This window comes from Acinetobacter sp. ANC 4636 (assembly GCF_054454555.1).
This window is the reverse complement of sequence record NZ_JBTKVD010000016.1, coordinates 17290-39383: the sequence shown is the minus strand read 5'-3', so window position 1 is coordinate 39383 and position 22094 is coordinate 17290. Positions and strand designations below refer to the sequence as shown.

Sequence of the window (22094 nt, the reverse complement as noted above, 5' to 3'; positions counted from 1 at the left end):
TTTTATTTCATCAATAAAAAGACAACGCAACTTCAAAATCTTTCACCCTAAAGCGAAGATCTATTTCGTCAATTGCGTTGGGATGAGTGCATTATAGGACATTTTTTGCAGCACGCAAGTGCATTTTCATGCATGCTGCATCGAGTGTATTTATTTTACACAGCAAATAAAATTAAGATATTGATATATATATGTTTTATATTTTTATTTATTTTGCACGGTTTTGCTCACTATCTGTACACTTTGAATAATAATCGGCTTAACAGGTACATTTTGGTGCATACCATAATTTGTAGTTGATACTTTAGAAATACGATCAACCACATCCATACCTTTTGTCACCTTTCCAAATACTGCATAACCCGCATCAAAAGCACTTCGGTCTAATGCTTTATTGTTTGCAGTGTTAATAAAAAACTGGCTTGTTGCTGAGTCTGGATCATTGGTACGTGCCATTGCCAAAGTACCACGGAGATTTTTCAGACCATTGTAAGATTCATTTTTGATTGGGGGTTTTCCTGACTTCTCAGCCATGCGTACGTTAAGACCACCGCCTTGAATCATGAATCCTGGAATCACTCGATGAAATAATGTGCCTGAATAAAAGTTCGTTTTAACGTAGTTTTTAAAGTTTTGGGTCGTAATCGGTGCTTGCTGGTCAAAAAGCTCTATTTCAATATTGCCTGCATTGGTTTTCATTTCTACAAATGTATTTGCAAGCGCTATTTGCCCTGTGAGAAGTAATCCTAAACCTAATGTGATTTTTTTCATGTCATCAACCTTTAATTCATTATATAAAGTTGCATGAGTTTAATTGAGTTCTGTTTATTTTGCTTTTATATCTCTTTTATAGGTGTTCCACGTGAAACTTAGATGACAGCTTTTAAAAACTTATAAAATGATTGAGCTATCTCTGCAAGGTCTTTTTTAGCCTGAGCAGAAACCGATGTCAAGTTTATAAAACCATGTGCTTGATGCTGATAATTTTTATATTTTACTTTTACACCAGCATGCTGCAAAAGCTGTGCATAATGTTCCCCTTCATCATGTAAAACATCATGTCCTGCCGTGACAATAAAAGCAGGCGCCAACTGCTTGAACTCACCATAAATTGGAGAAACCAGCGGATCATCTAAAGCCAAATGGTTTTGGAGTACATAGTGCTCAGTCACGCTGTCAATATCAGATTCGGTTAGGAGTAAACCTTCTTTATATTTAAAGAAAGAAGGATAACGACTTTTAAAATCAACCGCAGGATAAATCAGAAGCTGGGCGACAGGTGCTATTTTTTGTCGAGCTAGCCGCTGAGAAATAACAGTGCTGATATTGCCCCCAGCGCTATCACCTGCAATGGCAATCGCATTTTTCATCACATTAAATTGATGTTGATTCTGCCAGACCCAACACCATGCAGCTTCACATACTGCAATCAAGTGCTGTGCGGATACGTCGGGCACCAAAGGGTAATCAATACTTAAGATTTGACAATGGCTATGTTTGGCAAGCAGACGGCAGGCTTCATCATGTGTATCGAGATCTCCCAACATAAAGCCACCCCCATGATAAAATACAATCATCGGGCATGGTTTATTTGGCATTGGATGATAATGTCGGGCTGTGAGTGAACCTGAGTGCAATTGTAATTGTAAGTTTTGTACAAAAGGTAATGTCGTCGGCTTATATATAAGTTCTGCCATACTGCGCTGAAAGTTCTGACGCGATTGTATAAGATCAGGTTTAAGTAATCCCCGATAACCTTGTTGATATTGATATGCCATCAGGCATTGTAAAACAGGATCCAGTTCTGGGTAACTATAGGGATAGCTCAGCCAATCTACCAAGCGGCGTTGTAATTGTTTTGGCGTGTAACTCAGGCTGCGGGCGAGCAACACTGTTCTTTTTTTCCAAAGATGATGCAACATAGTCACTCGACCCAATTCTTTTTATTTAGATCATTCTCTTTATAGCATAAAAGATATGGATCACAGCATACTGCCACAATCCATATCTTATGTTTTTTCATCAAGTGCTGCTGTTTATTGGCACGACTGAATTATTGTATGTTGGTTGCAGGTGTATTGGTCGCTGGAGTTAATGTTTGCTGCATACTGGCATCAGCACTTGCTGAATCTGAAGCAGCCATGCTCTGTGTTTGATTATCGACTGAAGCATTCATTGGAGACGTTTCTGTCGTTGTTGGTGCATCTGGTTTTACTTCATGCGAAGCACAGCCCACAGCTGAAAATGCAAACCCTGCGGCGGTTAATGAGAATATTGCTAATTTTTTCATCGTCACTCTCGTATTTAAAAATTAAAAAACTTCAAAAGAAAAACTCGTAACCGAGCTGTTGCATCATGGCGAAGTTTAAAAATGGAAAATACGCTTTAAATGCTATGTTTTTTTAATAACCTTTATCGTTATTGGTCGCTTATGTTATTTAGCCGCGACTTCGCTACATTGTAACCAAGTATTGATACTTCCAACGCGTAAGATTACTGCATTCATATTTAACAGAATTCGGCACGACAGTTTTCAGTTTCACTCTTAATTTTTTTCAAATTTTCTTTTATAAAAACACAACATAGTTTTAACAGTTTTTGAGAATAATTTTCACATAATGACCGGTTTCATATTGATCTAAAAGATCGTCATGACATTCTGTTTTTATGATGTAACTTGCCTGCTTTTGATGCTGACAAGATCAGTGCCATCGACAACACCATAATGAATAGATAGAAAGAAGGAATAAAAACCTGTCATTTTCTTCAATCTGTAAAATTAAAAGCTTTAAATCAAGCTGAGTGCTTGAATTTTCCTGTACAGCCCATATTTCTGTAACAACAAAAGAAAACCCAAACCATGGCAGTTCAGAATTTATGCAGTTGCACCACTGATGCCGAAGGACTGTACATGTTTAAACACCTTTTTAAGCGGAGATCATCAATGGCGAATGAGCACAATGACCAAACTCAAGACCTAGAGCAAGAACAACTTGAGCAAGCTGAAGCACAACCACATGCAGAAGTGACCGTTGAAGATTTAACAGCTCAGATTGCAAAACTTGAAGAAAGTTTGAAACTTGAAAAAGCGCGTGCTGCCAATGCCGTATATGAAGCAGAAAAAGTCAAGGAACGGGTTGAACGTGAAGCAGATGCAGCGAAAAAATTTGCTGTTGAAAAATTTGCAAAAAACTTGCTTGATTCTGTCGATAACCTAGAACGCGCAATTCAAGCGGCAGGTGATGAAGAAAGTCCGCTCCTTGAAGGGGTTAAACTGACGTTAAAATCACTCACCCACGCACTTGAGAAATTTGAAGTTGTTGCTGTTGATACTGCTAGCGGATTCAATGCAGATTTACATCAGGCGGTAGGAATCGACCCGAATGCCAAAGCGGGCGAAATTGGTAACGTGTTGCAAAAAGGCTATACCCTTTCTGGTCGTCTATTGCGCCCTGCAATGGTCACAGTTGGTCAATAAGCCTACAATTTGGAGGGTTTTCCAATTTTTTTCACAAAAATTGCTTGAAAAAAATGGATTCACTCTCATATCGAATAACAAGCATAAACAATTGCAAAAAAATTTTTGAGGAACACATAAATGGCTAAAATCATTGGTATTGACTTGGGTACAACCAACTCATGTGTTGCAGTACTTGAAGGCGACAAAGTAAAAGTTATTGAAAACGCTGAAGGTGCGCGCACTACCCCATCGATTATTGCGTACAAAGATGGCGAAATTCTGGTTGGTCAATCTGCAAAACGTCAAGCAGTGACTAACCCGAAAAACACATTATTCGCGATTAAGCGTTTAATCGGTCGTCGTTATGAAGATCAAGCGGTACAAAAAGACATTGGTCTTGTACCGTATAAAATCATCAAAGCAGACAATGGCGATGCTTGGGTTGATGTCAACGATAAAAAATTAGCACCACAACAGATCTCTGCTGAAATCTTGAAAAAGATGAAGAAAACTGCAGAAGATTACTTGGGTGAAACAGTAACTGAAGCAGTCATCACTGTTCCTGCTTACTTTAACGATGCTCAACGTCAGGCAACTAAAGATGCAGGTAAAATTGCAGGTTTAGACGTTAAACGTATCATCAACGAACCAACGGCTGCTGCACTTGCGTTCGGTATGGACAAAAAAGAAGGCGACCGTAAAGTTGCAGTTTACGACTTAGGTGGTGGTACTTTTGACGTATCAATCATTGAAATCGCAGACCTTGATGGCGACCAGCAAATCGAAGTATTGTCAACTAATGGTGATACTTTCCTTGGTGGTGAAGACTTTGATAACGCATTAATTGAATTCTTGGTTGAAGAGTTCAAGAAAGAACAAAGTGTGAACTTGAAAAATGATCCACTTGCGTTACAACGTTTGAAAGAAGCAGCTGAAAAAGCAAAAATCGAGCTTTCTTCTTCTAACGCAACTGAAATCAATCTGCCATATATCACAGCAGATGCAACTGGTCCTAAACACTTAGTGATCAACGTGACTCGTGCAAAACTTGAAGGCTTAGTGGCTGACTTGGTTGCTCGTACTATTGAACCTTGCCGTATTGCGCTTAAAGATGCTGGTCTTTCGACTTCTGACATCTCTGACGTGATCTTGGTGGGTGGTCAATCACGTATGCCAATGGTTCAACAGAAAGTTCAGGAATTTTTTGGTCGTGAGCCACGTAAAGATGTAAACCCAGACGAAGCGGTTGCAATCGGTGCAGCAATTCAAGGTGCGGTATTGTCTGGTGACAAAACTGACGTATTGCTTCTTGACGTGACTCCGTTGACACTTGGTATCGAAACAATGGGCGGCGTGTTAACTCCAATCATTGAGAAAAACACCACGATTCCTGCGAAGAAATCTCAAGTGTTCTCTACAGCTGCGGATAACCAGCCTGCAGTAGATATTTCGGTTTACCAAGGTGAGCGTAAAATTGCACAGCAAAACAAATTGCTAGGTAACTTCCAGTTGGGTGACATCCCTCCTGCGCCACGTGGTGTGCCACAAATTGAAGTATCGTTTGACATTAACGCTGATGGTATCTTGAAAGTTTCTGCAAAAGACAAGAGCACTGGTAAAGAGCAATCGATCCAGATTAAAGCCAACTCTGGTTTGTCTGATGCTGAAATCGAAGCAATGATCAAAGATGCTGAAGCAAATGCTGAAGAAGACCGTAAATTTGAAGAGCTAGCGAAAGCACGTAACGAAGCTGATGCTTTGGTTGCAAGCTCAAACAAAGCTGTAAAAGATTTAGGTGACAAAGTCACTGAAGATGAAAAAACAGCGGTAACTACAGCGGTTTCTGAACTTGAAGCAGCAACTAAAGAAAATGACGTTGAAGTGATCAAAGCGAAAACTGAAGCGCTTCAAAACATCTTGATGCCAATCACACAACGTGCTTATGAACAAGCACAAGGTGCTGAAGGTGGTGCACAAGGTTTTGATCCAAATGCATTCCAAGGTGGTAATGCAGGTGCGCAACAACAAAAAGCTGATGATGGCGTTGTTGATGCTGAATTCACTGAAGTAAAAGATGACAAAAAATAATTTGTCGCTTTAACTAAAAAAACCGCGCGCAAGCGCGGTTTTTTTATATCAGCATTATACGTACTCAAACAGGTACAGATTTTATAACATCGTCTGTTTATAATGCTCAGCACCCCAATGTCCGATCTACTTGACATGAAAATAATGCTGCTGCTCCAGTCTGAAAAAGTGATGTATATCAGCAAGATTTTGAGCTGTGCTGTCATTATTACCCTACTCTCCATCATTTTTGACAAAGATAAAACCAGCAATTTTTTTGTTTGGGCATCACTGACTGCCTTTTCGACTTTACAGTTTAGCCGACAAAGTAAAGTGAACTTTAACCAGATTATTGGCAATGTCATCGGCTCGATGATTGGAATTGTGATCTGGGTTTTCATGACTCATGTGTCAGCTCATTTATATTATATTAATCTCGAGTACTGGTTTCTGATTTTGGGTATTTTTGTGACCACCCTGCTCTGCATTATGCTCAATCACAGTGAATATTGCGGGATTGCCTTGTCGAGTTTTTTAATCGTGACGATTTATGATGTGGCACATCACACGATTGAAGGTGCATTATCACGAATTTTCTTTTGTATTATTGGATGTTTAATTGCTTATCTGGTTGATTTCATTAGCCGCCAGATTGAACAAAAATGGCTATTTTATAAAAGCCAGGACTGAGGGTAAGCGATCGATTAATTGCAACAAAAAATAAAACAGGCAGGTATAAATATATAATGAAAACAGGAAGCTTATTGCTGATCGCTTTGTGGGTTGCACTCTTGCTCTATCAACATATGCAATATCCACAAGTCAGGTTAAACCCGATTTCAACCCAGCTTTTTCACCCTTTTGATACACGCCTACATTATCGGATTGGCGACGTCGACCCGCGCTTTGAATTATCTCACAGTGAATTACAACAACTTGCCGAGCAAGCAGCCCATATCTGGCAACAAGGTACGGGAAAAGACTGGTTAGTTTACGACCCGCATGCCCGCCTGCAAATTAACTTTATTTATGATCAGCGTCAGGTCAATACCACACAGCGCCTCACTGAGCTGCAACAGATTGAGCACACCCAAAACCAGCAACAACAGCAGCAGCAACAAATTGATGGTCATAAAGCTGAGATTTTACGTGCACAGCAAGCCATTCAGCTCAAGCAAGATGTCTTTCAACATGAACTCAGCCAGTACAATTCTATGGTGGAAATGATCAATACTCATGGTGGTGCAAACCTTGAACTAAAACAACAATTTGATCAGCAGAAACAGCATCTTGAACAACTCAAATCTGAACTGAATCAAGCAATGGCTCAATATAACCAACTGGCGCAACAGTCGAATGCCCAAGTGCAAAACTACAATCAAACCACTCAACAGATTAATCAGTCCATCCAGACTTATAATCAGCACTATGCAGCACGTGCCTTTGATAAAGGGCTTTTTAACGGGCGCAGTATTAATATTTATGAATTTGAAAATCAGGATGATTTACGTCTGGTAATTGCACACGAGCTGGGGCATGCCTTAGGTTTAGCCCATACCGAAATCAATTCGCATGCCTTGATGTATCCCATATTAAAAGATCAGAATATGCATAATTTCCAGCTGACTATAGATGACCGCCTGTTATTACAACAAAATTCCTCTTGGAAAAAGTTTTTAGATAAATTCAATCCATAACTCCATGATGCAAGCGAATTTCATGCTATGGTTATGCGAGATACCTTAAATTCGATGGAGATCAGCGTGAGTTATTATCATATTATTGTCGAAGTGAATGATCACATCAGCACAATTGAAGAAACACGTGATATTGAAATCTTTAATATTGAAGAGCTTACCCCTTATCTGCATGGGCTACTACTCCCTTATTTCAATAAACAAATGGTCGAATTTGAGGACGAAAATATTCCATTTGACGATATTTTGCATCTTGAAATTAAACAGACCAAAATGCCGATTGAATATCTGATTGAAGAAGAACAAAAAGAATTACCAAGTGACACTGACGTCACGATTACCGCCCACGAAATTTTTAATGATCGTGAACTGAGTCAAGATGTGACTAAAGTGATTTTTGATGTTCTCGATGCGGTCAAAATTGATCGTGAGAGTTTTTAAGGATATTTCTTTGAAAAGGTCTGAGGATTCAGACCTTTTTTAATATGTATTTGCTTGAATTATTGCATCATTTTAATGGCTTGTTGTTGGCGCAGTGCTTGCAGAATTTTTTGCCCTGCCCGCCCTGTGGTTGGTAAGCCCAAACGCTGCTGTTCCTGTTGAATTGCCTGACGGGTTTTATCCCCAATCAAGCCATCTGGGCTACCAATGTCATAGCCCTTGTTTAAAAGCATCTGCTGAATTTCACGACGCTCTACGCGTGATGTACCTGCATCATCGGTTGGCCAAGCCGTTTTAAATTCGCCCTGCCCTTGTAACCGATCCGATAAATGCGCAATTGCCAAGGCATAACTTTCCGAAGCGTTATAACCATAAATCGCATCAAAATTTTTAAACACTAAAAATACTGGACCATTTGCGCCTGTAGGTGCCATTAAACCAGCAGACGTTGTATCACTCAAATTTCCCTGAATTAAAGCAGAACCATCAGCACGTACTCCCCCCCGCGAAAGCCAGTAACTGAGTGGTTTTTTATTGCGTCGGCTTTCACCTGCAATCGACATGCCTGCTGGTAATTTGACTTCAAAGCCCCACGGCAAACCTGTTTGCCAGCCTGCTTTTTTCAAGAAATTGGCTGTAGATGCCAAAGCATCAGGTACACTCGATACTAAATCACGGCGGCCATCTCCATCAAAATCAACGGCTAAACGCTCATAAGTTACAGGCATAAACTGAGTATGCCCAAACGCCCCTGCCCACGAGCCTTTTAGCTGGTCTAGCGTTAAATCACCACGTTGCAAGATACGCATGGCAGCAAAAAACTCACCCCGAAAATAACTTTGACGGCGCCCTTCGCAGCTTAAAGTTCCTAATGCCTGTAAGAGCGGATATTTCCCTGAAATATCTCCATAATTACTTTCCACACCCCATACCGCCACAATCGTTTCGACAGGTACACCATAAACTTGTGAAGCGCGGTTTAAAACTTCACGATACTGAGCAATTTTTTGCTGTCCTTTTTGTACACGCTCATCATCAACCAATCCAGACAAGTAATCCCAAATCGGAGTTGAAAATTCTGGTTGGTAGTTAAGTTTTTCTAACACGGAGCGATCAGGTGTTAAGTGCTGAGTGTACTGACTATAAGTTTCAGCATTCACGCCAGATGCTTGAGCTTGAGAACGCAAGTTTGCTAAGCATTGCTGAAATTGACCTTGCCCAAAAGCATCGGGTGGAGAAAATTGCGGAGAACTACTGATGATTGTTGTGTTATGGCTCTTGTCTGTATCACTCACACCATTAATGATTAATTCTGCCTGAGTATGAGTTGTTGCTAGAAAAAGACTACCGACAAGAAAAGGAAAACGTCGCATATGATCTTGCTCGCCATTTTGAATTCAAATGATCACCCTAACATATCATTATCCCAAAAAAATGACGATTCAATTTAAATTCAAATGTACAAATACTCGCAATTTCACAGCATTTCTGCATTTTGAATTTAAATTCAAATTTTTAAATTCAAAACAAATGAATTCATTTTCCAGTGACGAAATGGGGATAAAATCCATAAAACAAGAATGTGGATATCTTTTAACTTATCCACAACCAAAATTTAAGCGACTGTTTTTAAAAAATAAAATTAATTGTATTTTAAAATTTGATTGTTTTGCATATTGGACTATAGCAATTATGATTTTTGAATTCATTTTTTAAATTTGAATTTAAATTCAAACTGATTTTTTAAATTCAAAACTTTAAATTCAAATTTAATTTCTCAGTGTGTAATTTTACCCACAATCGTAATAGTTTTGAATTTAAAACGGCGGCTATCTTGCCTGAGAAATTGCCAAAAAAAAAGCGCTTGCCGAGGCAAACGCTTTTTTTAACAACAATCTAGCTTTAGATGTTCATATCTTGAGTCAATGCCAGTGGCTCAGGCAAAATTTTCGCCAATTGACGACATAAAGTCGTTAATTGTGCAGCATCGACTGGCATTAACGTAATGTGCCCAAGCTTACGACCTTGACGTTCAGTTTTGTTATACAAATGCAGATGCGCACCATCTAACGCCAGTACATCTTCAGTTTTTGGATGTTGACCGATAATATTAATCATCACAGTTGGACGTACAACATCCGTTGAACCGAGTGGCAAGCCTGCAACTGCACGAATGTGGTTTTCAAACTGTGAGCAGACTGAACCTTCAATTGACCAGTGCCCTGAGTTATGCACACGTGGCGCCATTTCATTGGCATATAGACCTTGTTCTGTCACGAACAGTTCAAGCGTCAACACACCGACATAATTCAAATGATTGAGCAAACGGGTAATGTAGTCCTGTGCCACTGGCTGCAAATCTGCACTATTTGGCGCAGGTACAATCGAGTGTGACAAGATGCCGTTGTGATGATGGTTTTCTGCCAATGCCCAGGTTTTGACTTCGCCGTTTTGTCCACGTACCGCAATAATCGAAACTTCACGTGAGAATTTCACAAAGCTTTCAGCGATCAAGCTTTTTGCGGGGCCGAGTTCTGCCCATGCGGTATCGATCTGATCTTCAGAGCGCAGGACAAACTGACCTTTGCCATCATAACCGCCTGTCGCAGTTTTCAGGACAATTGGCAAACCTAAATCAGTCACTGCCTGTTTTAGGCTTTCAAGGCTATCCACGGCACGATAGGGTGCAACTGGAATATCCAACTGATCAAACAAGGCTTTTTCAAGCAAGCGGTTTTGTGCAATTGCCAACGCCTGACGCGGTGGATGCAATTGCTTGCTTTGCGTCAACACATCAACATCAGCTAATGGTGTATTTTCAAATTCCAGACTAAAAACATCTGCACTGTCAATAAATTGCTGCAAACCGTTTTCTGCCTGACTTGAAATCACTTGACCCAACATCGCAGATGGGCAATCGGTACTGGCTTCAAAGAAAGTACATTGGATATTTAGTGGTAACGCAGCTTGGGCCATCATACGACCCAGTTGACCACCACCAAAAATTCCGATGGTTTTGTTCATGATCAAATCTCGTTTATACCTGACCTGGAATGTTGTTGTTGGCAACTTTAGCAGTTTGTGCTTCACGGAAATCCGCGACATTTTTAGCGATGTCAGCACGTGTCAAACCTAAAATTTGTGCTGCCATAATCGCAGCATTGGTTGCACCTGCAGGACCAATCGCCAAAGTACCTACTGCAATACCTGCTGGCATTTGTACAATCGAAAGGAGAGAGTCGACACCATTTAAAATCGATGATTTGACCGGAACACCTAAAACAGGTAAATCAGTTTTAGCCGCACACATACCTGGTAAATGCGCTGCGCCGCCAGCACCTGCAATAATCACTTGAATACCACGTTCGCGCGCAGTTTCGGCATATTCAAACAAACGGTCTGGAGTACGGTGTGCAGAAACCACTTCAGCTTCAAAAGGGACACCAAGCTGTTTGAGCATATTGGCAGTGTGTTCTAAGGTTGCCCAATCAGATTGAGAACCCATAATAATTCCGACTAAAGGTTGAGCGTCTGGAGCTGCGACCGTATTCATTGATATTTCCAAAGCGTAAGTAGATCAATGCGCTTAGCAAAGCCAAGAAGTGCATTGCATAAATATTAGGGCACTCTAGTATAGCGGTTTTTTTCATCCTCTCCAAAAATACTCATCGCTTCACGATGAATTTCCAGATTATTGGCTACGAAACACAAAATACACACAGCCGAGCAAGCAACATCCAGCCCATAGATAATCAAGTTTGAAAGGTTGTTTAAATAAAAACAGCATGAAGGGCACAAACACCAGTAAAGTCACCACCTCTTGGGTAATTTTCATTTCACCCATGCTAAAGCCTTGCTGGGCAAATAAGCGCGTGGCAGGAATCATGAAACTATATTCGAGGAAGGCAATACACCAGCCAAATAAGATGGCTTTCCAAAGCGGAGCAGCATGTAAAAATTTCAAATGCCCATACCATGCCAACGTCATAAAACAGTTGGAAATAATCAGCAAAATAAAAGGTAAGGGCGTGATCAAAATGTCAATTCCAAATAAACGATTCTGATTTATATTATAGTTTTACGAAAATCATGTCATGATTTCTCAGCGCATCAAGATACTTGTAATACATTTAAAAATATTAAAATCAGCATGTTATCTGAGAAAGATCTTTATAGGATTTTTGTTTAAAGCATCATCCTGATAAATCCCTTAAAATGCACACAGAAAATTTATTGGATCATTGCCGAAAAATGTTGAATCTGACACAGCTTAATTATGATTTATTTAAAATGATTTATATGACAGGACGTCATTCTGAATTTGCTTTAAGCGCTGCCTTATTTTTCTCGCATTATCTCACCACAATTTTAGCGGTCATTTTACTGTTTAGTATGGTACTTAGAAAAAGTTATCCTGTACTCTTTCTTAAAGCTCTCGTATTGACCCTTTGTGCATCTATTTTAAATTATATCTTTGATCATACTTTTGATTTTCCGCGTCCATTTACGCTTGGCTTAAGCGAAAATCATATTCGACATTCCAATAACAACTCATTTCCAAGTAGCCATATGCTGGTGATGAGCACAATTGCGTTTGCTTACTGTTTTTCATCTAAATTCTGGATTGGCTGTGGCTTGTTGCTGGCAGCACTCGCCGTGGGCTGGTCACGAATTTATCTGGGTGTGCATTTTCCCTTTGATATTTTGGGTGCATTGCTGATCGCACTGGGCTTAAATTTTTTAGCCTATCAAGCTCTCAAAAAATATCCACGCTGGATTGGCTAAAGCCCAATCCTCTTGGCAAACCCATACAAGTTCTCACGTTTTTTGACTATCTTTTCAAATACAGCCTTGCTATGGTTGCCAATAATTTCAAATAAACACACGATTCAGCATATCGGAAACAGTGGAGTAGGCGAGTTATGCATCTGCATATTTTGGGTATTTGCGGCACTTTTATGGGGTCATTGGCACTGTTAGCTCGTGAGCTTGGGCATACCGTTACAGGGTCAGATCAAAATGTTTACCCGCCCATGTCAACTCAACTGGAAAATGCAGGCATTACCTTAATGCAAGGCTATGATCGTAGCCATTTACAGCCACATCCTGACTTGGTCATCGTGGGCAATGCCATGAAACGCGGCATTGATGCAGTCGAATATATGCTTAACGCTGGCTTACCGTATATTTCAGGTCCACAGTTCTTGGCAGATCATGTGTTGCAAGGCAAACATGTCCTCGGTGTTGCAGGAACACACGGTAAAACCACCACCACGACCATGCTGGCATGGGTACTGGATCAGGCAGGTTTAAATCCTGGATTTCTGATTGGTGGTGTACCACTCGGTTTTAGTCAAAGTGCGCGTTTGGGCGGTGGCAAATACTTCTGTGTCGAAGCGGATGAATACGATTCGGCATTTTTCGACAAACGTTCCAAGTTTGTACATTACCACCCGAAAACTGCGATTTTAAATAACCTTGAATTTGACCATGCCGATATTTTTGATGATTTGGCAGCGATTCAAAAGCAGTTCCATCACTTGGTTCGTACCATTCCAAGTGAAGGGCGCATCATTGCACCAATCACTGAAACCAATATTGATACTGTACTAGAAATGGGATGCTGGACGCCTGTAGTACGTACCAGCCTTGCAGCCAATGAGAAAGCGGAACTTTCTGCCGAACTGGTTTCAGCCGATGGCAGTCATTTTAAAGTGCTGCAACACGGCGAATTCAAAGCTGAAGTACAGTGGAACATGACAGGGCAGCATAGTGTTGCCAATGCACTGGCGACCATTGCTGCAGCGGAACATGTCGGTGTTTCGATTGAACAAGCCTGTGCAGCATTGTCATGTTTTGGTGGGGTTAAACGCCGTATGGAATTACTCGATACGGTGCATGGCATTGAAGTTTATGATGACTTTGCCCATCACCCAACAGCGATTGAAACCACACTAGACGGCGCACGCAAGCGCCTGAGCGAGCGTAAACTCTGGGCAATTATTGAGCCGCGTTCCAACACCATGCGTATGGGCAGTCATAAAGATCAACTGGCTCAGTCGGCACGCTTAGCCGATGCAGTGATTTGGTATCAGCCCGAAGGTCTGGACTGGGATTTACAGCCTGTAGTGGATGCTGCACCAAACCATGCTGTCGTTGCGCGTTCTCTAGAGCAAATCATTACCACAATTTGTCAGCAAGCAGGTGAGGGCGATGCGGTGGTGATTATGTCAAATGGCGGTTTTGGTGGTTTACACCAAAAACTGATTGCTGCGTTAAAAGCCAAGTAATCCACAATATTTTTAATCAAAAGCAGTATCTTGAGATGCTGCTTTTGACTCATTATTAGCCATCAAATCTATATACAACCCATAATAATTAAAAATTACAAAACTGTAACTTTTCTATTTCTTTCTCTTAAGGTCACATCTTTATCATAGCGCAATTTAATTCGAGGCCTGATATATGAGCATGTCTCTAGAAGCGCTTAATTTAGCGTGGTTCGCGAAAATCAATGCACCACAACATGCCAGCAATACCATGATTGATCTGGCGATTTTTATTGCTAATGATACGTTTTATTTACTGATTTTATTTTTACTGTTTTTATGGTTTTTAGGTGATCAAGCGCTCAAAGAGCGCGCTTTTAAAGCGGTATTTTTTACGGCAATTGCACTCGGCACTGGTTTTATTATTTCCCAGATTTACTTCCATCCAAGACCTTTCATGATACATGTTGGGCACACCTTTATTCAGCATGCGCCAGATGCGTCTTTTCCAAGTGATCACATGCTGATTTTTAGCACCATTGCATTATCTTACTGGTTTTCTGGGCGTAAGTTCGCAGGCAGTTTATTGTTAGTACTGGCCGCTTTAGTGGCATGGTCACGGGTGTATTTAGGTGTGCATTTTCCAATGGATATGCTCGGCGCCTTTTGTATCGCACTCATGGTCAATATTTTCGGAATTTGGTTATGGAAAATTTTTGGAGAACGCATCCTACAGTTCATTACCCAACTCTACCAAATTGTCTGTAAACCATTGCTCAATCGGGGCTGGGTAAAATAATCTGATACCTCGTTAAGCATTAAAAAAATAAAAAAGCAAGGCACTGACTCTCCCAATCAGCGCCTTGCTTTTTTCTGGATTTTTTCTTTTTAATCTAAAATATAAAAATGACAAAATCGTTTCAGTCGTATGACAATTTATTGAAAGATTTCAACTTAAAACAATATAAGTATTTTCAAAATGATTCTCTTTGAAATTACCCTGTACCAGATGGACGGCATAGCCATCGATTAAATCTAAAGCCAGACACTCATCAATATCAATCACCGCATCGGTATGGGCTTTATACCAGTGCTGTTCAATGTGTAATTTACCTTGCTGTCGGGCATCGGCAGGACTCATCCCCGCGACCACAACATAGCGATGAAATTCACCAAATTCACCAGTCAGATACGAGCCGAGATTGATCAGATAAAGTTTTAACTGGCTACGCATCGGTTTAGAGTAAGGGACGATTTCAACCCGATAATTCACCCCTTGATACTGCACGCCATGAACACACATCCATGCATCAATATGCAAACCTTGAGGTACACCAAACCAGCGCTGCTTTAACTGTGGATAACTTTTTTCAAGTTGGGGATAAATCACGGGGATAATATCATGAACCTCGACACGTGCCTGTGCATGCTTCCCACCCAGCAACACGATAAATAATTGTTGTTCTGACATGATTTTCACCCCTTACATTTCAATGCTGCGTACAAATTGCACAACGAGAAAAACTATGGCATGCTACTCAAACATTAGGATGAGTGAAGCTCAATCCCTAATGCAAAATTAAGTTTGACAAGGGGAGTAGCCTCCTCCAAACGTAGCACTTGCATCATAGCAAAATGTTACGTGTCAGGTATCGTCAATACACTTTGCAAAAAGTCGGTATCTGAGCACCATACCCTGTATGGTGTAGGCAAGACCTTGATCATGTTGACACAGATGTTTTTTCATCTGGCAGCAGGTCAAGGTTTTTTTATGTAAGAAAACGAGACGATTGCCAGATGATGAGGAGAATAACTCATGCAATCTATTGGTAGTCTCGGACTCTATCTGGCGTTCTTTGGCATTGTAGCCATCATGCTGATGATCGATTTTATCGGCTTTAAAAACAACAAATCTGACCATGTTCCTCTCAGGCAGGCAGCCTACTGGAGTATCGCATGGGTGTCGGTGGCCATGCTGTTTGCAGGCGGATTATGGCTGTACTTAGAACAGACCACTTCTGTAGCGGTTGCCAATCAAAAAACCCTTGAATACCTTTCGGGTTACTTACTGGAAAAATCGCTGGCAATTGACAATGTCTTTGTCTGGCTGATGATTTTCTCGGCTTTTGCTATTCCACCTGTACTACAACGTAAAGTGCTGCTCTACGGCGTACTGGGTGCGATTGTATTGCGTACTGTATTTATTTTTATTGGTGCGTGGCTGGTGCAAGAGTTTGCATGGATTCTATATATCTTTGGCACGTTTTTGGTCTATACAGGCTTTAAATTTCTCAAAGGGCAAGATGAAGATGCCAACATTGAAGACATGCATTTACTCAAGTGGCTACGCAAGCATGTCCCAATTACCTCAACACTACGTGATAATCACTTTGTCGTTTATGAGCAAGGGAAACGCTGGATCACGCCATTATTTGTAGTGCTGATTTTGGTTGAGTTTTCCGATGTGATTTTTGCAGTCGATTCCATTCCTGCAATTTTCGCCGTCACCAGCGATCCGTTTATTGTACTGAGTGCGAACCTGATGGCAATTCTAGGTTTACGTGCTATGTTTTTCCTGCTGGCAGGTGCAGCAGAGAAAATGCATTATTTGCCATACGGCTTGGGGATTATCCTGTTATTTATTGGGGGCAAAATGCTGCTGCTAGATGTCGTACACTTACCGATCTGGATTTCACTGGGTTTTATCGTTTTAGTGCTAGCAATCACCGCATTACTCTCACTACGCTATCAGAAAAAATCAAAATAAAGTGTTCATTTCAATTGGAAAATCAGGTGAATTTCATCCTATTTACCCTTAAACCTGTTTGAAATGGAACAATTTTTGCTTCAATCAAAAATTTAAAAGCCAAATTTTATGGGTAGCAAAACTACCCATTTTTTATGACACATAATCAGGTTTTCAAGTTATTGTACAAATGCGTTACAATCACTCGAAAAAAGTAAAAAGCAGGTTTTCCATGTCAAATTGTTCTCCTATCAGTGTCATTCGTGGTCGTTTCTTAGATATTCAACAACTGGTTCAACATCCGTCTGAAATTGCTGAACAAGTTCGTTATCTAGAAGATGGCGTGCTGATCAGCGAGCATGGAAAAATCAAATGGTTTGGCACGTGGCAAGATGCCCAAGCACACTTACCGAAACAGGTCGAAATTCAGCATTATCCTGAACAATTAATTGTGCCAGGTTTTATTGACACGCACATTCACTATCCACAAACCGAAATGGTGGGTGCATACGGCGAACAGCTTTTAAGTTGGTTAAACACCTATACATTCCCAACAGAACTACAGTTTAAAGATCGTAATTATGCCGAGCATATTGCACATTTCTTTATTCAGGAATTACTTAAAAATGGAACAACCACGGCACTGGTTTTCTGTACCGTGCATACTGAATCCGTCAATGCCTTGTTTGAGGCAGCTGCCAATTTTAATATGCGCCTGATTGCAGGCAAAGTCATGATGGATCGCCATGCTCCTGAGGGTTTGTGTGATACTGCGGACAGTAGTTATCAGGACTCCAAAGCCTTAATCGAGAAATGGCACGGGCAGGGGCGTGCGCTATATGCGATTACCCCACGCTTTGCACCGACTTCAACACCTGAACAACTGGAAAAAGCAGGGCAGTTAAAACAGGAATTCCCTGATGTCTATGTCCATACGCATTTGAGTGAAAACAAGGATGAAATCGCATGGGTCAAATCGCTATTCCCTGAGCGTCAGGGGTATCTGGATGTTTATCATCATTATGGGTTGACAGGTCAGCGTTCGGTGTTTGCACATTGCGTGCATCTGGAAGATGAAGAATGGAACTGCATGCACGATACGGACTCTGCGATTGCGTTTTGCCCAACCTCAAACCTGTTCTTAGGCAGCGGTTTATTCCCACTAAATAAAACATGGGAAAAACAGGTCAAAGTCGGGCTAGGCACAGACATTGGTGCAGGCACATCCTTCAGTCAGCTACAAACACTGAATGAAGCCTACAAAGTTCAGCAGCTACAAGGTAATAAACTCTCAGCGTTTGAATCGCTATATCACGCCACACTGGGTGGAGCAAAAGCGCTGGATTTACAGGATAAACTCGGCAATTTTAACGTCGGTAAAGAAGCTGATTTTGTGGTACTGGACTTAAATGCTACAGCATTACAAAGTCTGCGCCAGTCTCGTGCCAAATCGATTGAAGACAGTTTATTTGCGCTCTTTACCATGGGAGATGACCGCAGTATCCATGCAACTTACGTATACGGACAGCGTAAATTTAGCAAATAAAACTGGATTTTTAGGTCGATTTTGTTAATAAAATCAACTACAAAAATCAGATCCTTACATTTTGTTGGGCAAGAATAGATGCAGGAAACATGAAATTGTTTTAAAATTTTAGTATTAACTCATGAAGTCGAGGTGTTGCAGGTCAACACCTTTTTTCTTTTTACATACTGATGTTTTTAGGTAGCTGTCCATGACTGTGCAATTGAGCGTAATGATTTCTGAAGAGGCTATTCAAGCCAAAGTCAAAGAGCTAGGTGAACAGATCAATGCTCACTATGCCCATAGTGATAAAGAACTGGTATTGATTGGACTACTACGTGGTTCCGTCATTTTTATGGCAGATTTGTGCCGTCAAATTTCCAAAGCACATGAGCTCGACTTTATGACGGTTTCTAGCTACGGTGGCGGAACAGTCTCATCACGCGATGTGAAAATTCTCAAAGATCTTGATGGTGAAATTCGCGGTAAAGATGTGCTTGTGGTTGAAGACATTATCGACTCAGGCAACACCTTAAGCAAAGTAATGGAAATGTTACAAACTCGCAACCCGAACTCGATTCAACTCTGTACTTTGGTCAGCAAACCTTCACGCCGTGAAATTGAGCTCGATGTGAAGTTTTTGGGTTTTGAAGTAGAAGATAAATTTATTGTTGGTTATGGCTTGGACTATGATCAAAAATATCGCCACTTGCCATTTATTGGTGAAATTGGTCTGTAAGCTTAAAAATCAAAAAGTGGTGCAGGACACCACTTTTTTTATAACAAAATATAACGAGAATTCGCAATAATCAGCTATTTCCTGTCATATTGATCTTGCACACTATTTTTATTGTATTGACATAACAAAATGAAGGAGCAACAACATGTGGCATCTGATTGTTGTGATTATTATTGGTTTTATTGCAGGTTTGATTGCACGTGCTTTATATCCTGGCAATGACCAAGCGGGCTTTATTGTCACCACCTTGTTAGGCATCGCAGGTTCAGTCATCGCCACCTATGGTGGACGCATGCTTGGGTTTTATGGCGCACATTCATCGGCAGGGTTTATTGCTTCGGTGATTGGTGCGATTGTCATTTTAATTATTTATAACTTTATCCGTAAAAACACCTAAAGCAAAAATTGAAATAACATAGCGCCCGTGAGTGCTATGTTATTTTATTATGTATGAGTTATAAGCCATTTTGCTGCCAAAATGCCTGAATCTGCTCAGCAGGCGTATAGCCTAGCGCGCGATAACCGTTAGCAAAAATAAGCCCTGGCGTGCCTTCAATTTTGAGCTTTTGACCCAGCTGTAAATTACGCTGAATCGGATTGGCACAAGTCGAACTTGCTGTTGGCATTAACCCACGCCCCATCAAATTATCCCAGGCATAGTTACGGTTTGGACTACACCAGACTTGTTTTGATGAAACAATGGATTGTGGGCGAATCGGGTACAAGAAACGATAGATCGTCACATTATTGAGTTTATCGAGTTCTTTTTCCAGTTTTTTGCAATAAGGGCAATTCGGATCAACAAAAATCGCCAGTTGATGCTGCCCATTGCCTTTAACCTGTTTTAACGCATCTTGTAAGGGAAGGCTACGCCAGTCCACACGGTTGTTTTGTATGACTAAATTCTGAGTTAGATTTTTCTGGTCTTTGAGGCGAATCATGCTACCAAGCATGACATGCTGTCCAGCTTCATCTAAATATACAATTTGTTTATCTAGGGTAGCGCTATAAATACCATGCACTTCAGTCGCTGCGATATTCTGAAAATTCAGATTGGGATATTGGCGCTTGAGTTGGCTATTTAAACTGGCAACATCAGCCACAGCAAGACTCGAACAACACCAGGCCAACAGTAAAAGACTCAATTTTTTCATTCTAAATACACACCCTCAAGAAAAGCTGATTTTAACGGATCAACTTTTCTTGCGTATGCTTGCTTCCACAACAAAGCGTTGTAAATTTGTCAGCAGGTTTCACGTGGAACATAGTTACAGCTTGGGATTAATTTCCACTGAAATATGCACGATTTCTTCATGGACCGATAAAGCCTCACGAATTTCATCTGCACTGACATTCTGCACGGTTTCCAAAGCCAAAATACAAGAAAATTTACCTTTACCCACTTTCCATACATGTAAATCGGTAATCTCAAGATGCTCGCCTAACTGCTCGATCACTTCTACAATTTCTGTCACGACAGGGTGATCCATTTCAGCATCAAGTAAAGTTCTTCCTGTTTCTTTGAGCAATCCCCAAGACCATTTTGCAACTAAAACCGAACCAACGATCCCCAATAAAGCATCTAAAAAATTCCAGCCAAAATATTTGCCTGCAAGTAGCGCAAGAATCGCAAATACAGAGGTGATCGCATCTGCCACTACATGTATAAATGCTGCTTTCTGATTTAGGTCGTGATGATGTTCATGCCCATGATCATCTTCATGGTGATGATGACCATGATGGTGGTGATGGTGATGATTCGGGTCGTCATGCAGTAACCAGGCACAAAGCAAATTGACCAGCAGCCCAATCACCGCAATTAAAATCGCTTCGTTATAATGAATCTGTACAGGCGAGAGTAGACGCTCAACCGACTGGAATGCCATCAGCAAAGCAACCACCATCAATAAAATCGCACTGCTATACCCTGAAAGAATTTCAATTTTCCATGTTCCAAAACTAAAGCGCTGATCGCGAGAGTAATGACGGGCAGCACGATAGGCAATATAAGCAAGTCCTAAAGCCAGCATGTGTGAACTCATATGCCAACCATCCGCCAAAAGCGCCATCGAATTAAAAATCCATCCGCCAGCGACTTCAAAAACCATCATGATTCCAGTTAGAATCGTTGCCCACAAAATACGTTTCTGAGCCAAGGGATTTCCTTCATCAAACTGGTGATGATGGGATCGGTTTGAATCTATACGTTGCATTTCAGGATTACTCAAATATACTCCCCCATAGTATATTTCTTTTTTTCGAGTTCGGATATGAGCCATCTTCACCACGATAAAAAAATATTGAATCGCGTCAAACGTCTGAAAGGACAAATTAACAGTGTGGAATCCAATCTAGAAGCAGGGGACAGCAACTGTATTGAGGTGTTACAGCAGGTTGCAGCCATTAAAGGCGCCATCAATGGTTTAATGAATGAGCTGATCGAAGAGCATTTACGTCATCATGTTTTGGCTGAAGCGACTGCAGTTAATGAAACTGAACTAGAAGAATTTTTAAAATTATTAAAACGCTACGGCTAGAGATTACGATCTCAATATCCTAAAAATGTATGTTTTTTTATAGCCAATGCTAAATGCACCCCAATTGTTCTATTTTTAAAACAATATGTACTTTTTTTAACATTTATTAATTTTTTTACACCCCATATGATCGCACAATATTTAAACAAAATACTGGAGTTGCGTCATGACCTCACTACGTTATCTGGACTTTGGTTCAGCCAAATCGCTTGTTTTACTGCTTGCTCGTGTTTTATTAATTACGCTATTCCTGATTTTTGGTTTTAGCAAATTAACAGGCTTTGAAGGTACGGTTCAGTACATGAACATGCTTCATGCACCATTGCCAACTCTATCTGCGATTATTGCTGTTGTGGCTGAAGCCTTTTTGGGTTTACTGATTCTGATTGGTTTTTATACACGCCCAATTGCTGTGCTTTTAGCGCTTTATACACTGGGAAGTGCCATGATTGGGCATACTTATTGGCACACTACTGGCGATATGATGCAAGATTTGAATACTAAAATTCACTTCTTTAAAAACATGAGTATTGTGGGTGGGTTCTTATTGCTGGCTGTTGCAGGCCCTGGTGCAATTTCAGTTGATAAAAAATAAAAGTTCATTCAAAAAAAA

24 protein-coding genes are annotated in these 22094 nt (G+C 40.6%); 14 read left to right on the top strand and 10 right to left on the bottom strand.

Translation table 11 applies throughout. The features are described from left to right. Positions 1-204: 204 nt before the first annotated feature. From ACX1N5_RS13915 to ACX1N5_RS13905, 3 genes are all read right to left on the bottom strand, one after another. A complete protein-coding gene (locus ACX1N5_RS13915; protein ID WP_458803050.1) occupies positions 205-771 on the bottom strand; it encodes a peptidylprolyl isomerase in 567 nt (188 codons plus the stop codon). Positions 772-869: 98 nt separating this feature from the next. After that, positions 870-1922: an alpha/beta hydrolase gene (locus ACX1N5_RS13910; protein ID WP_458803048.1), complete on the bottom strand. Its 1053-nt coding sequence runs from the start codon at positions 1920-1922 to the stop codon at positions 870-872. Between the two features lie 131 nt (positions 1923-2053). Then, positions 2054-2290: a hypothetical protein gene (locus tag ACX1N5_RS13905; protein ID WP_458803046.1), complete on the bottom strand. Its 237-nt coding sequence runs from the start codon at positions 2288-2290 to the stop codon at positions 2054-2056. Positions 2291-2944: 654 nt separating this feature from the next. Here ACX1N5_RS13905 and grpE point away from each other — a divergent pair. From grpE to ACX1N5_RS13880, 5 genes are all read left to right on the top strand, one after another. Continuing rightward, positions 2945-3478 (top strand): nucleotide exchange factor GrpE, encoded by a 534-nt coding sequence (gene grpE / locus ACX1N5_RS13900; RefSeq protein ID WP_131382343.1) that lies wholly within the window; start codon positions 2945-2947, stop codon positions 3476-3478. A 120-nt stretch (positions 3479-3598) separates the two neighbouring features. Continuing rightward, complete coding sequence (dnaK, locus tag ACX1N5_RS13895) at positions 3599-5548, top strand: molecular chaperone DnaK (RefSeq protein ID WP_116731036.1); 1950 nt, start codon at positions 3599-3601, stop codon at positions 5546-5548. A 135-nt stretch (positions 5549-5683) separates the two neighbouring features. Beyond that, positions 5684-6217 carry an FUSC family protein gene (locus tag ACX1N5_RS13890; protein ID WP_458803043.1) on the top strand — a complete coding sequence of 178 codons (534 nt, stop codon included), beginning with the start codon at positions 5684-5686 and terminating at the stop codon, positions 6215-6217. A 56-nt stretch (positions 6218-6273) separates the two neighbouring features. Continuing rightward, a complete protein-coding gene (locus ACX1N5_RS13885; RefSeq protein ID WP_458803041.1) occupies positions 6274-7224 on the top strand; it encodes a M57 family metalloprotease in 951 nt (316 codons plus the stop codon). Positions 7225-7290: 66 nt separating this feature from the next. Then, entirely contained in the window at positions 7291-7665 is a 375-nt protein-coding gene (locus ACX1N5_RS13880; RefSeq protein ID WP_458803039.1) for a hypothetical protein, read from the top strand. 59 nt (positions 7666-7724) lie between these two features. On the opposite strand, the gene ACX1N5_RS13875 is transcribed toward ACX1N5_RS13880, so the two are convergent. The 4 genes from ACX1N5_RS13875 to ACX1N5_RS13860 all read right to left on the bottom strand — a co-directional run bounded on the left by ACX1N5_RS13875 (position 7725) and on the right by ACX1N5_RS13860 (position 11710). Then, a complete protein-coding gene (locus tag ACX1N5_RS13875; protein WP_458803038.1) occupies positions 7725-9038 on the bottom strand; it encodes a lytic murein transglycosylase in 1314 nt (437 codons plus the stop codon). 529 nt (positions 9039-9567) lie between these two features. Next, a complete protein-coding gene (locus tag ACX1N5_RS13870) occupies positions 9568-10689 on the bottom strand; it encodes a 5-(carboxyamino)imidazole ribonucleotide synthase (RefSeq protein ID WP_131390201.1) in 1122 nt (373 codons plus the stop codon). A gap of 13 nt (positions 10690-10702) precedes the next feature. After that, the gene (gene purE, locus ACX1N5_RS13865; protein WP_004749248.1) at positions 10703-11218 is read right to left on the bottom strand and encodes a 5-(carboxyamino)imidazole ribonucleotide mutase; all 516 of its coding nucleotides are present in this window, start codon (positions 11216-11218) and stop codon (positions 10703-10705) included. 138 nt (positions 11219-11356) lie between these two features. Then, positions 11357-11710, bottom strand: a complete 354-nt coding sequence (locus tag ACX1N5_RS13860; protein WP_370664284.1) for a DMT family protein — start codon at positions 11708-11710, stop codon at positions 11357-11359. Between the two features lie 254 nt (positions 11711-11964). Between ACX1N5_RS13860 and ACX1N5_RS13855 the strand changes: the two genes are divergently transcribed. From ACX1N5_RS13855 to ACX1N5_RS13845, 3 genes are all read left to right on the top strand, one after another. After that, positions 11965-12450, top strand: a complete 486-nt coding sequence (locus tag ACX1N5_RS13855) for a phosphatase PAP2 family protein (protein ID WP_228259315.1) — start codon at positions 11965-11967, stop codon at positions 12448-12450. A gap of 137 nt (positions 12451-12587) precedes the next feature. Beyond that, a complete protein-coding gene (gene mpl, locus ACX1N5_RS13850; protein WP_131382337.1) occupies positions 12588-13955 on the top strand; it encodes a UDP-N-acetylmuramate:L-alanyl-gamma-D-glutamyl-meso-diaminopimelate ligase in 1368 nt (455 codons plus the stop codon). A 181-nt stretch (positions 13956-14136) separates the two neighbouring features. Continuing rightward, positions 14137-14733: a phosphatase PAP2 family protein gene (locus tag ACX1N5_RS13845; protein WP_458803054.1), complete on the top strand. Its 597-nt coding sequence runs from the start codon at positions 14137-14139 to the stop codon at positions 14731-14733. A 150-nt stretch (positions 14734-14883) separates the two neighbouring features. On the opposite strand, the gene ACX1N5_RS13840 is transcribed toward ACX1N5_RS13845, so the two are convergent. Beyond that, on the bottom strand, positions 14884-15405 hold the full coding sequence (locus ACX1N5_RS13840) for a DUF1543 domain-containing protein (RefSeq protein ID WP_458803035.1): 522 nt from the start codon (positions 15403-15405) through the stop codon (positions 14884-14886). Between the two features lie 345 nt (positions 15406-15750). On the opposite strand from ACX1N5_RS13840, the gene ACX1N5_RS13835 reads away from it, so the two are divergent. From ACX1N5_RS13835 to ACX1N5_RS13820, 4 genes are all read left to right on the top strand, one after another. Continuing rightward, positions 15751-16701: a TerC family protein gene (locus ACX1N5_RS13835; protein WP_458803033.1), complete on the top strand. Its 951-nt coding sequence runs from the start codon at positions 15751-15753 to the stop codon at positions 16699-16701. Positions 16702-16912: 211 nt separating this feature from the next. Further along, the gene (gene guaD / locus ACX1N5_RS13830) at positions 16913-18226 is read left to right on the top strand and encodes a guanine deaminase (RefSeq protein WP_458803031.1); all 1314 of its coding nucleotides are present in this window, start codon (positions 16913-16915) and stop codon (positions 18224-18226) included. A 190-nt stretch (positions 18227-18416) separates the two neighbouring features. After that, complete coding sequence (gene hpt, locus ACX1N5_RS13825) at positions 18417-18944, top strand: hypoxanthine phosphoribosyltransferase (RefSeq protein WP_131382332.1); 528 nt, start codon at positions 18417-18419, stop codon at positions 18942-18944. A gap of 145 nt (positions 18945-19089) precedes the next feature. Beyond that, entirely contained in the window at positions 19090-19341 is a 252-nt protein-coding gene (locus ACX1N5_RS13820) for a GlsB/YeaQ/YmgE family stress response membrane protein (RefSeq protein WP_004749237.1), read from the top strand. Between the two features lie 58 nt (positions 19342-19399). Here ACX1N5_RS13820 and ACX1N5_RS13815 read toward each other — a convergent pair whose 3' ends face one another. Next, on the bottom strand, positions 19400-20098 hold the full coding sequence (locus ACX1N5_RS13815; protein WP_458803028.1) for a DsbC family protein: 699 nt from the start codon (positions 20096-20098) through the stop codon (positions 19400-19402). 114 nt (positions 20099-20212) lie between these two features. Further along, positions 20213-21157: a CDF family Co(II)/Ni(II) efflux transporter DmeF gene (dmeF, locus tag ACX1N5_RS13810; protein ID WP_131382330.1), complete on the bottom strand. Its 945-nt coding sequence runs from the start codon at positions 21155-21157 to the stop codon at positions 20213-20215. Between the two features lie 57 nt (positions 21158-21214). On the opposite strand from dmeF, the gene ACX1N5_RS13805 reads away from it, so the two are divergent. Together ACX1N5_RS13805 and ACX1N5_RS13800 are read left to right on the top strand one after the other, a co-directional pair. Beyond that, complete coding sequence (locus tag ACX1N5_RS13805; RefSeq protein ID WP_116731021.1) at positions 21215-21481, top strand: metal/formaldehyde-sensitive transcriptional repressor; 267 nt, start codon at positions 21215-21217, stop codon at positions 21479-21481. 166 nt (positions 21482-21647) lie between these two features. Continuing rightward, positions 21648-22076 carry a DoxX family protein gene (locus ACX1N5_RS13800; RefSeq protein WP_131382329.1) on the top strand — a complete coding sequence of 143 codons (429 nt, stop codon included), beginning with the start codon at positions 21648-21650 and terminating at the stop codon, positions 22074-22076. Positions 22077-22094: the final 18 nt, after the last annotated feature.

Coding starts and splice junctions, on each gene's coding strand:
- ACX1N5_RS13915 (WP_458803050.1), bottom strand. CDS start 771: ATGAAAAAAATCACATTAGGTTTAGGATTACTTCTCACAGGGCAAATA.
- ACX1N5_RS13910 (WP_458803048.1), bottom strand. CDS start 1,922: ATGTTGCATCATCTTTGGAAAAAAAGAACAGTGTTGCTCGCCCGCAGC.
- ACX1N5_RS13905 (WP_458803046.1), bottom strand. CDS start 2,290: ATGAAAAAATTAGCAATATTCTCATTAACCGCCGCAGGGTTTGCATTT.
- grpE (WP_131382343.1), top strand. CDS start 2,945: ATGGCGAATGAGCACAATGACCAAACTCAAGACCTAGAGCAAGAACAA.
- dnaK (WP_116731036.1), top strand. CDS start 3,599: ATGGCTAAAATCATTGGTATTGACTTGGGTACAACCAACTCATGTGTT.
- ACX1N5_RS13890 (WP_458803043.1), top strand. CDS start 5,684: ATGAAAATAATGCTGCTGCTCCAGTCTGAAAAAGTGATGTATATCAGC.
- ACX1N5_RS13885 (WP_458803041.1), top strand. CDS start 6,274: ATGAAAACAGGAAGCTTATTGCTGATCGCTTTGTGGGTTGCACTCTTG.
- ACX1N5_RS13875 (WP_458803038.1), bottom strand. CDS start 9,038: ATGCGACGTTTTCCTTTTCTTGTCGGTAGTCTTTTTCTAGCAACAACT.
- ACX1N5_RS13870 (WP_131390201.1), bottom strand. CDS start 10,689: ATGAACAAAACCATCGGAATTTTTGGTGGTGGTCAACTGGGTCGTATG.
- purE (WP_004749248.1), bottom strand. CDS start 11,218: ATGAATACGGTCGCAGCTCCAGACGCTCAACCTTTAGTCGGAATTATT.
- ACX1N5_RS13855 (WP_228259315.1), top strand. CDS start 11,965: ATGACAGGACGTCATTCTGAATTTGCTTTAAGCGCTGCCTTATTTTTC.
- mpl (WP_131382337.1), top strand. CDS start 12,588: ATGCATCTGCATATTTTGGGTATTTGCGGCACTTTTATGGGGTCATTG.
- ACX1N5_RS13845 (WP_458803054.1), top strand. CDS start 14,137: ATGTCTCTAGAAGCGCTTAATTTAGCGTGGTTCGCGAAAATCAATGCA.
- ACX1N5_RS13840 (WP_458803035.1), bottom strand. CDS start 15,405: ATGTCAGAACAACAATTATTTATCGTGTTGCTGGGTGGGAAGCATGCA.
- ACX1N5_RS13835 (WP_458803033.1), top strand. CDS start 15,751: ATGCAATCTATTGGTAGTCTCGGACTCTATCTGGCGTTCTTTGGCATT.
- guaD (WP_458803031.1), top strand. CDS start 16,913: ATGTCAAATTGTTCTCCTATCAGTGTCATTCGTGGTCGTTTCTTAGAT.
- hpt (WP_131382332.1), top strand. CDS start 18,417: ATGACTGTGCAATTGAGCGTAATGATTTCTGAAGAGGCTATTCAAGCC.
- ACX1N5_RS13820 (WP_004749237.1), top strand. CDS start 19,090: ATGTGGCATCTGATTGTTGTGATTATTATTGGTTTTATTGCAGGTTTG.
- ACX1N5_RS13815 (WP_458803028.1), bottom strand. CDS start 20,098: ATGAAAAAATTGAGTCTTTTACTGTTGGCCTGGTGTTGTTCGAGTCTT.
- dmeF (WP_131382330.1), bottom strand. CDS start 21,157: ATGCAACGTATAGATTCAAACCGATCCCATCATCACCAGTTTGATGAA.
- ACX1N5_RS13805 (WP_116731021.1), top strand. CDS start 21,215: ATGAGCCATCTTCACCACGATAAAAAAATATTGAATCGCGTCAAACGT.
- ACX1N5_RS13800 (WP_131382329.1), top strand. CDS start 21,648: ATGACCTCACTACGTTATCTGGACTTTGGTTCAGCCAAATCGCTTGTT.